At 61.8% G+C, this 12821-nt stretch carries 9 protein-coding genes; all 9 read left to right on the top strand.

Annotation, left to right across the window (positions count from 1 at the left end):
• Window positions 1–14 precede the first annotated feature (14 nt).
• The 9 genes from alg8 (at window position 15) to SC318_RS05185 (ending at window position 12818) form a co-directional block, all read left to right on the top strand.
• On the top strand, window positions 15–1484 hold the full coding sequence (alg8, locus tag SC318_RS05225) for a mannuronan synthase (RefSeq protein WP_373424415.1): 1470 nt from the start codon (window positions 15–17) through the stop codon (window positions 1482–1484).
• A 38-nt stretch (window positions 1485–1522) separates the two neighbouring features.
• Complete coding sequence (locus SC318_RS05220; RefSeq protein ID WP_320429918.1) at window positions 1523–2689, top strand: PilZ domain-containing protein; 1167 nt, start codon at window positions 1523–1525, stop codon at window positions 2687–2689.
• A 170-nt stretch (window positions 2690–2859) separates the two neighbouring features.
• Complete coding sequence (algK, locus tag SC318_RS05215; RefSeq protein ID WP_320429917.1) at window positions 2860–4239, top strand: alginate biosynthesis TPR repeat lipoprotein AlgK; 1380 nt, start codon at window positions 2860–2862, stop codon at window positions 4237–4239.
• The gene (locus SC318_RS05210; RefSeq protein WP_320429916.1) at window positions 4236–5723 is read left to right on the top strand and encodes an alginate export family protein; all 1488 of its coding nucleotides are present in this window, start codon (window positions 4236–4238) and stop codon (window positions 5721–5723) included. The genes algK and SC318_RS05210 overlap by 4 nt, the downstream gene beginning before the upstream one ends.
• Window positions 5723–7291 (top strand): mannuronan 5-epimerase AlgG, encoded by a 1569-nt coding sequence (algG, locus tag SC318_RS05205; protein WP_306491706.1) that lies wholly within the window; start codon window positions 5723–5725, stop codon window positions 7289–7291. The genes SC318_RS05210 and algG overlap by 1 nt, the downstream gene beginning before the upstream one ends.
• Before the next feature lie 11 nt (window positions 7292–7302).
• A complete protein-coding gene (locus SC318_RS05200) occupies window positions 7303–8751 on the top strand; it encodes an alginate O-acetyltransferase (RefSeq protein WP_320429915.1) in 1449 nt (482 codons plus the stop codon).
• Between the two features lie 8 nt (window positions 8752–8759).
• Complete coding sequence (locus SC318_RS05195) at window positions 8760–9869, top strand: mannuronate-specific alginate lyase (protein WP_320429914.1); 1110 nt, start codon at window positions 8760–8762, stop codon at window positions 9867–9869.
• A 217-nt stretch (window positions 9870–10086) separates the two neighbouring features.
• Window positions 10087–11619 (top strand): MBOAT family O-acyltransferase, encoded by a 1533-nt coding sequence (locus tag SC318_RS05190; RefSeq protein WP_320429913.1) that lies wholly within the window; start codon window positions 10087–10089, stop codon window positions 11617–11619.
• A gap of 11 nt (window positions 11620–11630) precedes the next feature.
• Window positions 11631–12818, top strand: coding sequence for an alginate O-acetyltransferase (locus tag SC318_RS05185; RefSeq protein ID WP_320429912.1), 1188 nt, complete (start codon window positions 11631–11633; stop codon window positions 12816–12818).
• The last annotated feature ends 3 nt before the right edge of the window (window positions 12819–12821 follow it).

Below are 12821 nucleotides of genomic sequence, written 5' to 3'. Positions count from 1 at the left end.
TGACGGACACCACTATGCAAAGGCTAAACCAAGCGACTGGCTGGCTATTATTTTTGGGGCTTTTAGCGCTTCTAGCTCTGGCTCTGCCAGCCAGCACCTTCGACTCGCAATCGAAGAATTTTATTTTCCTGATTGGCGCCGTCGGTATCTGGCGCTACTCGATGGGTGCAACGCATTTCTTTCGCGGCATGCTGTTTCTCTACGTGGTGTACCCGCATCTGCGCCGCAAAGTGCGCAAGCTGGGCAAGGCCGCGGACCCATCCCATGTGTTCCTGATGGTCACCAGTTTTCGTATCGACGCGCTGACCACCGCGCAGGTCTACAGCTCGGTGATTCGCGAAGCCATCGAATGCGGCTTTCCCACCACCGTGGTCTGCTCGCTGGTGGAAATGTCCGATGAACTGCTGGTCAAGAGCCTCTGGGAAAAACTCAACCCACCGGCTCACGTCAAGCTCGACTTCGTGCGCATCGCCGGTACCGGCAAGCGTGACGGCCTGGCTTTCGGTTTCCGCGCCATCTCGCGCCACCTGCCGGACGACCGTGCCGTGGTGGCCGTGATCGATGGCGACACCGTGCTTGCCGAGGGCGTAGTGCGCAAGACCGTGCCGTGGTTCCAGCTGTTCGGCAACGTCGGCGGCCTGACCACCAACGAGTTCTGCGAAGTGCGCGGCGGCTACATCATGAGCGAGTGGCACAAACTGCGCTTCGCCCAACGCCACATCAACATGTGTTCCATGGCCCTGTCCAAGCGCGTGCTGACCATGACCGGGCGTATGTCGGTGTTCCGTGCCAGCGTGGTAACCGACCCGGGCTTTATCGCCGACGTGGAAAGCGACTCGCTGCAACACTGGCGCCTGGGCCGCTTCAAATTCCTGACCGGTGACGATAAATCCAGCTGGTTCAGCCTGATGCGCCTGGGCTACGACACGTTCTACGTGCCGGATGCCGCCATCCACACCGTGGAACACCCGCCGGAAAAGAGCTTCATCAAGGCCAGCCGCAAGCTGATGTTCCGCTGGTACGGCAACAACCTGCGCCAGAACTCTCGCGCCCTGGGCCTGGGTATCCGCCGCCTCGGCCTGTTCACCAGCGTGGTGCTGTTCGACCAGCGCGTGTCGATGTGGACCTCCCTGCTCGGCCTGACCGTGGCGATCATCGCCACCTTCAAGTACGGCGGCGCGTTCATCCTTGCGTACCTGCTGTGGATCGGCATCACCCGCCTGATCCTCACCCTGCTGTTGTCGTGCTCCGGGCACACGATCGGCCCGGCCTACCCGCTGATTCTCTATTACAACCAGATCATGGGCGCGTTGGTGAAGATCTACGTGTTCTTCCGCCTTGATCAACAGTCCTGGACCCGCCAGGACACCAAACTGACCCGCGATTTGGCCAGCTTTCAACGTTGGTTCAACACCTGGTCGTCTCGGACCATGACCTTCTCCGCCGGCAGCATCTTCGTTGCCGTGTTGCTGATGATGGTCTGACCCTGCCAAGCCTGAATTAACTTAAGGAAATTGCCCTGATGAACAGCCAAGTAAACGCCAACGTAGTCCACGAATCCGAAGCCCAGCGCCAGCACGCCCGGGTCAAAATCCCGGCCAAGCTGCGCTTTTTCAACAGCGACCGCACGCCGACCGAAGCGCGGGTGATCGACCTGTCCGCCGGCGGCCTGGCGTTCACCGCCACCCAGCCGCTGACCGTCGGCCAGGTGCACAAGGGTCGCCTGCAATTTGTCATCGATAACCTCGGCCTGGCGATGGACGTGGAGCTGCAGATTCGCTCCTACGACCGCCAGACCGGCCGCACCGGTTGCCAGTTCCAGAACCTCGACGCCCAGGACATTTCCACCCTGCGTCACCTGATCACCTCGCACTTGTCCGGCGACATCGTGACCATGGGCGACGTACTCGCCACCCTGCAACGCGACAACTTCACCAAGGCGCGCAAGGTCAAGGACGGCGGCAGCAACATGACCGCCTTCGGTCGCCTGCGCGCCGTGACGTTCAGCCTGGCGATCTTCCTGGTGGGCCTGGCCGCGTTCGGTTTTGTGTTCAAGTCGCTGTACGGCATGTACTTCGTCAGCCACGCCCAGGCCGGCCTTGTCAGCGTACCGGGGATGAACGTGACCATGCCGCGCGACGGCACCGTGCAAAGCCTGCTCAAAGGTGATTCGGTAGCGGCCAAGGGCGCGCCACTGGCCACGTTCAGCACCAGCATGCTCGACGTGCTCAAGGGCCATCTGGACGAAGACCAGCTGCAACCGGCCAAGGTCGAAGAGCTGTTCGGCAAGCAAATGACCGGCACACTGACCTCGCCGTGCGATTGCGTGGTCGCCCAGCAATTGGTCGCCGACGGCCAGTACGCCAGCAAAGGTGATGTGATCTTCCAACTGGTGCCGCGCGGCAGCCAGGCCAATGTGGAAGCACGCTTCACCTATCGCCAGTTCGGTGACGTGCGCCCAGGTACCCCAGTGACCTTCCAGGTCGCCGACGAAGACCAGGTACGCACCGGCACCATCGTCAGCAGCACCAGCCTGAACAGCGCCGACCTGTCTTCGGACATTCGCGTGCAAATCAAGCCAGACGCACCGCTGGACAGCAGCTACGCTGGCCGCCCGGTGGAAGTCACCAGCGACCGCGGCCCTTCGCTGAACTGGCTGATCGATAAAGCCATGGCTCACGGTCTGTAAGCGAGGACATGCCTGTGAACCCTATCTCAAGAACAACACAATCCCTGTGGGAGCGGGCTTGCTGTGGCGAGGGAGCTTGCTCCCGCTCGACAGCGCAGCTGGAGCCGGCTCTTGGGGGCGCTTCGCACCCCAGCGGGAGCAAGCTCCCTCGCCACAAACGCCGGTCCCACATGGGTTCCGTAGCGTTGCTGGCGGTTGCGGTCAGCCTGGCCGGTTGCGCCGGCCTGCCCGACCAGCGTCTGGCCAACGAAGCCCTCAAGCGCGGCGACACCGTCACCGCGCAGCAGAACTACCAGCAACTGGCAGACCTGGGCTACAGCGAGGCCCAGGTGGGCCTGGCCGATATCCAGGTCGGCACCCGCGACCCAGCGCAGATCAAACAGGCCGAAGCCACTTACCGCGCCGCGGCGGACACCTCGCCGCGCGCCCAGGCACGCCTTGGCCGCCTGCTGGCAGCCAAGCCCGGCGCCACCGAAGCCGAACACCATGAAGCCCAAAGCCTGCTGAAAAAGGCCTTTGCCAATGGCGAAGGCAACACCCTGATTCCGTTGGCGATGCTGTACCTGCAATACCCCCACAGCTTTCCCAACGTGAACGCCCAGCAGCAGATCAGCCAGTGGCAAGCCGCCGGTTATCCGGAAGCCGGCCTGGCCCAGGTACTGCTGTATCGCACCCAGGGCACCTACGACCAGCACCTGGATGATGTGGAGCGCATCTGCAAAGCCGCGCTGAACACCACCGATATCTGCTACGTCGAGCTGGCCACGGTCTATCAGAAAAAACAGCAGCCGGAGCAACAGGCCGAACTGCTCAAGCAAATGGAAGCAGGCTACAGCCGTGGCACCGTCACCGCCCAGCGTGTCGACAGCGTTGCCCGCGTGCTGGGCGATGCCACCCTCGGCACCCCGGACGAGAAAACCGCCCAGGCCCTGCTGGAAAAAATCGCCCCTGGCTACCCGGCGTCCTGGGTCAGCCTGGCGCAACTGCTCTACGACTTCCCCGAACTGGGCGACGTCGACCAGATGATGAAGTACCTCGACAACGGGCGCGCTGCCGACCAGCCGCGTGCCGAACTGTTGCTGGGCAAGCTCTACTACGAAGGCAAGTGGGTGCCGGCTGATGCCAAAGCCGCCGAAGCTCATTTCGAAAAAGCCGTGGGCCGTGAAGTGGCCGCCGATTACTACCTCGGCCAGATCTACCGCCGTGGCTACCTGGGCAAGGTCTACCCGCAAAAAGCTCTGGACCACCTGCTGACCGCTGCGCGCAACGGCCAGAACAGCGCCGACTTCGCCATCGCCCAACTGTTTTCCCAAGGCAAGGGCACCAAGCCCGACCCATTGAACGCCTATGTCTTCAGCCAACTGGCCAAAGCCCAGGACACGCCAGAGGCCGTTGAGCTGGCCACCCAGCTCGAAGCCCCGCTGACCCCTGAACAACGCGCCGAAGGCCAACGCCTGGTGCAACAGGAACTGGCGGCCCGCGGCACCCTGGCCCAGAGCACGCTGCAACTGCACGCCCTGCAAGAAGAAGACGGCGAGGAATCCCTATGAAGCTCAACCCATTCGTCAAGGCCGGCATCGGCCTGTCCTTCGCCCTGCTGTGGTCGTGCCCGACCCTGGCGGCGCTGACCGAAGCGAAGAACTTCGGCCTGGAAGTCAAAGCCACCGCGCAGTCCGAAGACGACCGCGACCTGGGCACCCAGAAAGGCGGCGACGTCAACGGTATCGGCCTGGACCTGCGCCCGTGGATCTACGGCGAAAGCGGTGCGTGGAGTGCCTACGCCATGGGCCAGGCGGTGGTGTCCAGCGACATCATCGAGACCGACACCCTGCAACAGTCGTCCGACGACACCACCGAACAATCGAGCAACGACGACCGCAAGGCCAAGAAAAACTACCTGGCCCTGCGCGAGTTCTGGGTGGGCTACAGCGGCTTCACGCCCTACCCTGGCGAGATCCTCAAGTTCGGTCGCCAGCGCCTGCGCAATGACGACGGCCAATGGCGCGACACCAACATCGAAGCGCTGAACTGGACCTTCGACACCACCCTGCTCAAGGCCAACGTCGGCGCCGCTGAACGCTTCAGCGAATACCGCACCGACCTCAAGGAACTGTCGCCCAAGGACAAGGACCGCCAGCACTTCTACGCCGACGCCGCCTACCAGTGGACGCCGGGCCAGTGGATCGGCCTGCGCGGCCACCACACCCATGACGACGGCAAGCTCGACTACGCCGAACCGGGCGTGGCCAGCGACCCGTTGGACAAACGCGAAAACGGCGACCTGACCTGGCTCGGCATCGAAGCCAACAGCGACGCCTATAACTGGCGCAACACCAACACCGTCAACTACTGGGCGAGCATCACCGGCATGCGCGGCGATCGCGATACGGTCAACGCGCTGAACGCCGACGGCACCCGCCCCACCAACGCCAAGCGCAGCGATGACGTGAGTGGCTGGGCCACCGATATCGGCGTGCGCCTGCGCCTGGACCCGCAGTGGCAAGTGGGCGCGGCCTATTCGCGCGCCAGTGCCGAGTACGAACAGAACGGCCTGCAAAGCAACCGTTCGAACTGGACCGGCACCCAGTCCCGCGTGCACCGCTTCGGCGAAGCCTTCCGTGGCGAGATGAACAACATGCAGTCCATGAGCCTGTTCGGTTCCTGGCAGCTGCGCGAGGACTATGACGCAAGCCTGGTCTACCACAAGTTCTGGCGCGTGGACGGCAACAAGCCGGTGGGCAGCAACGGCATCGATGCGGTGCAGAACAACACCGATGACGTGACCGGCGCGATCCTCTCCAGCACCTCCCTGCCGCTGGAAGACGGCAAGAAAGACCTGGGCCAGGAAATGGACCTTGTGGTCACCAAGTACTTCAAGAAAGGCCTGTTGCCGGCCGGGCTCAGCCAGTCGATCGACGAGCCGTCGGCCCTGGTGCGCCTGCGCGCCGGCGTGTTCAAACCGGGCGATGCCTACGGCAGCCAGGTCGACTCGTACATGCACCGCGCCTTTGTCGACGTGATCTGGAAATTCTGATGGGAGCCTGCGCAATGAATGCTCAAAGCCTACTCGTCGCGGCAATGCTGGTGGCCAGCGCCCCTGCGTTTGCCGATACGGCGGCCAAGGCGCCGACCATCGCCAAGGAACTGCAACAGGCCAAGACCTACACCATTTCCAGCCCGCCGACCGCGCCGCTGGAAATGGCCAAGCCGGCGCTGCCCGATCTGTCGGGCTACACCGCCGCAGCCATGGAAAAGAAAATCGTCAGAACCAAGCCGGGCAAAATCAGCATTCGCCGCATGATGCAGGAAGACGCCCTCAAGGACTTCATCGGCGGCGATAACAAGATGGCCGAATGGGTGGTGCGCCAGCACGGCATTCCCCAGGCGATCTTTGTCGACGACGGCTACATGAACCTCAAGGACTTGCTGGGCAAGGTGCCCAAGCAGTACTTCAGCGAAACGTCGCCGGGCGTATTCCTGGCCAAGCTGCCCATCGTGGTCGGCCGTAAAGGCATCCTCGACATCGACAAAGAGACCCAGGAACTGCGCCTGTCCCAGCAAGCCGGTTCGTTTTTGATCAACGACGGGCAACTGTTCGTGCGCGACACCAAGGTCACCGGCTGGGATGAGAAAACCAACGGTCCGGCGCTGTTCAAGTCGCCCAAGGAATTTCGCCCGTTCCTGCTGGCCTGGGGCGGCACCGAGACTTACATCTCCAAGACCAAGATGGCCAGCTTCGGCTACGCCAACAGTAAGTCGTACGGGGTGAGTATCTCCCAGTACACGCCGAACATGGCCAAGGTGCTCAAGCGTCCGGAACCGACCGGCTGGATCATCGATTCCGAGTTCTCGGACATGTGGTACGGCTTCTACTGCTACGAAACCACAGGCTTTGTGATCAAGGGCAACACCTACAAAGACAACATCGTCTACGGCATCGACCCCCACGACCGTTCCCACGGCCTGATCATTGCCGACAACACCGTATACGGCACCAAGAAGAAGCACGGCATCATCATTTCCCGGGAAGTGAACGACAGCTTCATCTTCAACAACCGCAGCTACGACAACAAGCTCTCGGGCCTGGTGATCGACCGTAACAGCGTCAACAACCTGATCGCCGACAACGAGATCTACCGCAACCACACCGACGGCATCACCCTCTATGAGAGCGGTGACAACCTGCTGTGGGGCAACAAGGTCATCAGCAACCGTCGCCACGGTATTCGCGTGCGTAACAGCGTGAACATCAAGCTCTACGAAAATACCGCCATGGCCAACGGGCTCACCGGCGTGTACGGCCACATCAAGGACTTGACCGACACCGACCGTGACATCGCCCTCGACCCGTTCGACGCCAAGGTCTCGCTGATCGTGGTTGGCGGTGAGCTGGCGGGCAATGGCAGCGGGCCGTTGTCGATCGACTCACCGCTGAGTATCGAGTTGTACCGCGTGTCGATGCTGGCGCCGACGAAATCCAGCGGCATCAGCTTCTCCGGCGTTCTCGGTGATCGCCAGGAAGAGATTCTCGACCTGCTGGTGCGCCAGCAGAAAGCCGTGCTGATCGACCCTGTCGAACGCCAGACCGAAATGCAGGACTGAGGATGACCCTTATGCACCCACACATGATCAAACTGCTGAGCCTCTCGGGTCTGACCCTCGGCCTGCTCGCGGCCAGCCAGGGCGTGCGCGCCGACGAAGTCAAGGCGCCGACCTTCACCGCCGAACCGTGCTGCAGCCTGTGCCCGGCCGCCCATGACGCGAAGAACTACACCACGCGCTACCAGCAGAACTTCACCACCCTGGTGCAAGCCCAGGGCGACTGGTTGTTCCGTACCCAGGAAGACCTGCGCACCGAATTCGACACCACCCCGGCCGGCTACAAACGCATGCAGCAGTTGCACGATGCGTTCAAGGCCAAGGGCGTTGAACTGGTGGTGGTGTACCAGCCAACCCGTGGCCTGGTAAACCGCAACAAGCTCAACCCCGAGGAAAAGGCCAAGTACGATTTCGACAAGGCCTTGACCAACTACAAGACCATGTTGGGCCGTTTCGCCAAGATGGGCTACGTGGTGCCGGACCTGTCGCCGTTGACCAACGAGCAACTGCCGGATGAATTGCCGGCCCACGACTTCTACTTCCGCGGTGACCAGCACTGGACGCCGTACGGCGCCCAGCGCACCGCGAAAATCGTCGCGGCCAAGGTCAAGCAGATGCCCGAATTCGCCGATATTCCCAAGCGCGAATTCGAGACCAAGCGCTCGGGCCGCATGGGCAAGACCGGTACCCTGCACAACATGGCCGGGCAACTGTGCGGCACCAGCTATGCGATCCAGTACATGGACCAGTTCACCACCGAGCCCAAGGGCGAAGCCGGTGACGGCGACCTGTTCGGCGATTCGGGCAACCCGCAGATCACCCTGGTGGGCACCAGCCACAGCGGCAAGAACTACAACTTCGCCGGTTTCCTGGAAGAGGAAATCGGTGCCGACATCCTCAACGTCGCCTTCCCCGGCGGTGGCCTGGAAGGTTCGATGCTGCAGTACCTGGGCAGTGACGAATTCCAGAAAACCCCGCCCAAGATCCTGATCTGGGAATTCTCGCCGCTGTACCGCCTCGACCAGGAAACCATCTACCGCCAGATGATGGCCCTGCTCGACAACGGCTGTGAGGGCAAGACCGCGCAGATGTCGGCCAGCACCACGCTCAAACCAGGCAAAAACGAACTGATGGTCAACAGCGCGAACAAAGACTTGCGCAACGCCAACCATCAGGTCGATATCCGCTTCGCCGATCCGTCGGTGAAAACCTTGCAAGCCACCCTCTGGTACATGAACGGGCGCCACGAGGACATCAAGATCGAAAAACCCGAGACATCCGATACAGACGGGCGTTTCGCCTTTGAACTGCGCACCGATGAAGACTGGGCCTCGCAGAACTTGCTGGCCGTGGAAGTGCAGGGCCCGGAACAGGGCGCTGCGGCGCAGAAGGTCGAAGCGAAAATTTGCACACGCAACGTATTCCCAAGCGGTGGTCAGCAGACCGCCCAACTCGGGAAGTGAGGTTACCTATGCAAAAGTTATGGCTTCCTACCCTGCTGGGCCTGGCAATGTTCACAGGCTCCGTCAATGCGGCCGCGCCACTGCGTCCGCCCCAGGGCTACTTCGCCCCGATCGAAGCGTTCAAGACCGGCGACTTCAAGGAAAACTGCGACGCCATGCCGACGCCCTATACCGGGCCTCTGCAGTTTCGCAGCAAGTACGAAGGCTCCGACAAGGCCCGCTCGACCCTGAACGTGCAGTCGGAAAAAGCCTTTCGCGACAGCACCGCCGACATCACCAAGCTGGAAAAAGACACCAGCAAGCGCGTGATGCAGTTCATGCGCGACGGCCGCCCACAGCAGCTCGAATGCACGCTGAACTGGCTGGTGTCGTGGGCCAAGGCCGACGCCTTGATGTCCAAGGACTTCAACCACACCGGCAAGTCCATGCGCAAATGGGCGCTGGGCAGCATGGCTTCGGCCTATGTGCGGCTGAAATTCTCCGACTCGCACCCGCTGGCCAATCACCCGCAGGAATCGCAACTGATCGAGGCCTGGTTCAACAAGCTGGCCGATCAAGTGGTCAGCGACTGGGACAACCTGCCGCTGGAAAAAACCAACAACCATTCGTACTGGGCCGCCTGGTCGGTGATGGCCACGTCCATCGCCACCAACCGTCGCGACCTGTTCGACTGGGCCGTGAAGGAATACAAGGTCGGCGTGAACCAGGTCGACGACCAGGGCTTCTTGCCCAACGAATTGAAGCGTCAGCAACGGGCCTTGTCGTACCACAACTACGCCCTGCCGCCGCTGTCGATGATCGCCAGTTTCGCGCTGGTCAACGGGGTTGATCTGCGCCAGGAAAACAACAGTGCGCTCAAGCGCCTGGGCGACAAGGTGCTCGCCGGGGTCAAGGACCCGGACATCTTCGAACAGAAGAACGGCAAGGAGCAGGACATGAAGGATTTGAAGGAGGCGATGAAATTCGCCTGGCTCGAACCGTTCTGCACCCTCTACACCTGCGCCCCGGACGTACTGGAGCGCAAGCATGGCATGCAGCCGTTCAAGACGTTCCGCCTGGGCGGCGACCTGACCAAGGTCTACGACCCGGCGCATGAAAAAGGCAACAAAGGTTCCTGACGAGACACGGTTGAAACTGTGGGAGGGGGCTTGCCCCCGATGGCGGTGTAACAGTCGCCATCTGTGTTGAATGACACACCGCTATCGGGGGCAAGCCCCCTCCCACATTGGAAGCCGGTTTCGTCAGTAGGAATGTTGTACCGCCCTCCCCCGAAATCGTGGGGGGGTTTGGGGGGGCTCTGGCCCTTGACTGTTGGTTAAACATGGAGAGATCGGGATGGTTTTCTCGTCCAATGTGTTCCTGTTTCTGTTCTTGCCGATCTTTCTCGGCTTGTACTACTTGAGCGGGCAACGCTATCGCAATCTGCTGCTGCTGATTGCCAGCTACGTGTTCTACGCCTGGTGGCGAGTGGACTTCCTGGCGCTGTTCGCGGCCGTCACGCTGTGGAACTACTGGATCGGCCTCAAGGTCGGTGCGGCGGGCGTGCGCACCAAGCCGGCCCAGCGCTGGCTGCTGCTGGGCGTGGCCGTCGACCTGTGCATCCTCGGCTACTTCAAGTACGCCAACTTCGGCGTCGACAGCATCAACGTCATGATGAAGTCGGCTGGCCTGGAGCCGTTCATTCTCACCCACGTGCTGTTGCCGATCGGTATCTCGTTCTACATCTTCGAGTCCATCAGCTACATCATCGACGTGTACCGTGGCGACACGCCGGCGACTCGCAACCTGATCGACTTCGCGGCGTTCGTGGCGATCTTCCCGCACCTGATCGCCGGCCCTGTGTTGCGTTTCCGTGACCTGGCCGACCAGTTCAACAACCGCACCCACACCCTCGACAAGTTCTCCGAGGGCTGCACGCGGTTCATGCAGGGCTTTATCAAGAAAGTCTTCATCGCCGACACCCTGGCGGTAGTGGCGGACCATTGCTTCGCCCTGCAGAACCCGACGACGGGCGATGCCTGGCTTGGCGCGCTGGCCTACACCGCGCAGCTGTACTTCGACTTTTCCGGCTACAGCGACATGGCCATCGGCCTGGGCTTGATGATGGGTTTTCGCTTCATGGAAAACTTCAAGCAGCCCTACATCAGCCAGTCGATCACCGAGTTCTGGCGCCGCTGGCACATCAGCCTGTCGACCTGGCTGCGCGACTACCTGTACATCACCCTGGGCGGCAACCGCAAAGGCACGCTGATCACCTACCGCAACCTGTTTTTGACCATGCTGCTAGGGGGTCTGTGGCACGGCGCCAACATCACCTACATCGTGTGGGGCGCCTGGCACGGCATGTGGCTGGCGATTGAAAAAGCCATCGGCCTGAACACCGCGCCGCGCAGCTTCAATGTGCTGCGCTGGGCCTTCACCTTCCTGCTGGTGGTAATGGGCTGGGTGATCTTCCGCGCCGAAAACCTGCACGTCGCCGGGCGTATGTACGGTGCGATGTTCAGCTTTGGCGAGTGGTCGCTGTCGGAACTCAACCGCGCCAACCTCACCGGCCTGCAAGTGGCGACCCTGGTGGTGGCCTACGCAACGCTGGCGTTCTTCGGCCTGCGCGATTTCTACACCAATCGCCCTGCCGAGAAGACCAAGCCGAGCGATCCGAGCCTGATCAAGGCCGTGCCCGGCGACAACCCTGGCAGCATCCACGAGCCTGGCTTCACCGTGGGCCGTGACGCCGCCGTGCAACCGGCCTACTGGACCGCTGACTGGCCACGCTACGCCATGCGCGCCGCAGTGCTGCTGCTGTTCGTGGCCTCGATCCTGAAACTGTCGGCGCAGAGCTTCTCGCCGTTCCTTTACTTCCAATTCTGAGGGAGCCGACCATGACCCGTTCATTACGCGTCCTCTATATCGCCCTGTTCCTGGTGCTGCTGCTGGCACTGGGGGCCTGGTCGCTGCGCAGCTTCTTCGGCTTCAGCACCAATGCCGATGCAACGGTGCTCAACGGCCGCTGGACCAAAGCCGTCGAGACCCATTACGACGACGAGTTCCCGATCAAGCGCCTGGGCACCAACCTGTGGGCGGCGCTGGACTACAAGCTGTTCAATGAAGGTCGCCCCGGCGTGGTGCTGGGCCGCGATCACTGGTTGTACAGCGACGAAGAGTTCAACCCCGCCGTCAACGAAGACCAGAACCTGCAAGGCAACTACGCGCTGGTCGAAGGCGTGCGCCAGAAGCTCAAGGCCAAGGGCGTCCAACTGGTGATGGCGATCGTGCCGGCCAAGGTGCGCCTGTATCCGGAGCATCTGGGTGAAGTGAAGCCGGCGAGCATCCATGCCGACCTGTACCAGGACTTCCACGCCCGTGTCGCGGCAGACAAGATCATTGCCCCCGACCTGCTCGGCCCGCTGCAACAGGCCAAGCTGAGCGGCAAGCAAGTGTTCCTGCGCACCGACACCCACTGGACCCCGGACGGTGCCGAAATCGCCGCCAAGCAACTGGCCAAGGTGATTGCCGACAAGACCCCGCTCAGCGGCGAGCCCCAGCGCTTTGTCACCGAAGCGGAAAAGACCGAACCCCATAAAGGCGACCTGCGTCTGTTCCTGCCGCTGGACCCGCTGTTCGAAAATCTGATGCCGCCTAAAGAGCCGCTGGAAAAACGCGTCACCCACCTGGCCCAGGCCCAGGGCGACGACGCGCTGTTCAGCGACAGCCAAGCACCGGTTGCGCTGGTCGGCACCAGCTACAGCGCCAACCCCAACTGGAACTTCGTCGGCGCCCTCAAGCAGGCCCTGGGCAGCGACGTGGTGAGCTACGCCGAAGACGGCCACGGCCCGATCCTGCCGATGCTCAGCTACCTGAAAAGTGACGACTTCAAGAACAGCCCGCCCCAGGTGCTGATCTGGGAGTTCCCTGAACGCTATCTGCCTATCAACAACGAAATCGGTGATGCCGACCCAGCCTGGGTTGCGCAGCTTAAACAAGCCGGTTCGCGCCAACAAAACATGGCAAGCAACACCCCTGCTTTTAAAAATCAGAAACCCGAGACGCCCGACCGGGCGCAAAACTGAAAG

Origin of the sequence: Pseudomonas sp. MUP55 (assembly GCF_034043515.1) — a bacterium.
Taxonomy (GTDB): Bacteria; Pseudomonadota; Gammaproteobacteria; order Pseudomonadales; family Pseudomonadaceae; genus Aquipseudomonas.
This window is presented reverse-complemented; position numbering and strand designations above follow the sequence as displayed.

Coding starts and splice junctions, on each gene's coding strand:
- alg8 (WP_373424415.1), top strand. CDS start 15: ATGCAAAGGCTAAACCAAGCGACTGGCTGGCTATTATTTTTGGGGCTT.
- SC318_RS05220 (WP_320429918.1), top strand. CDS start 1,523: ATGAACAGCCAAGTAAACGCCAACGTAGTCCACGAATCCGAAGCCCAG.
- algK (WP_320429917.1), top strand. CDS start 2,860: ATGGGTTCCGTAGCGTTGCTGGCGGTTGCGGTCAGCCTGGCCGGTTGC.
- SC318_RS05210 (WP_320429916.1), top strand. CDS start 4,236: ATGAAGCTCAACCCATTCGTCAAGGCCGGCATCGGCCTGTCCTTCGCC.
- algG (WP_306491706.1), top strand. CDS start 5,723: ATGGGAGCCTGCGCAATGAATGCTCAAAGCCTACTCGTCGCGGCAATG.
- SC318_RS05200 (WP_320429915.1), top strand. CDS start 7,303: ATGCACCCACACATGATCAAACTGCTGAGCCTCTCGGGTCTGACCCTC.
- SC318_RS05195 (WP_320429914.1), top strand. CDS start 8,760: ATGCAAAAGTTATGGCTTCCTACCCTGCTGGGCCTGGCAATGTTCACA.
- SC318_RS05190 (WP_320429913.1), top strand. CDS start 10,087: ATGGTTTTCTCGTCCAATGTGTTCCTGTTTCTGTTCTTGCCGATCTTT.
- SC318_RS05185 (WP_320429912.1), top strand. CDS start 11,631: ATGACCCGTTCATTACGCGTCCTCTATATCGCCCTGTTCCTGGTGCTG.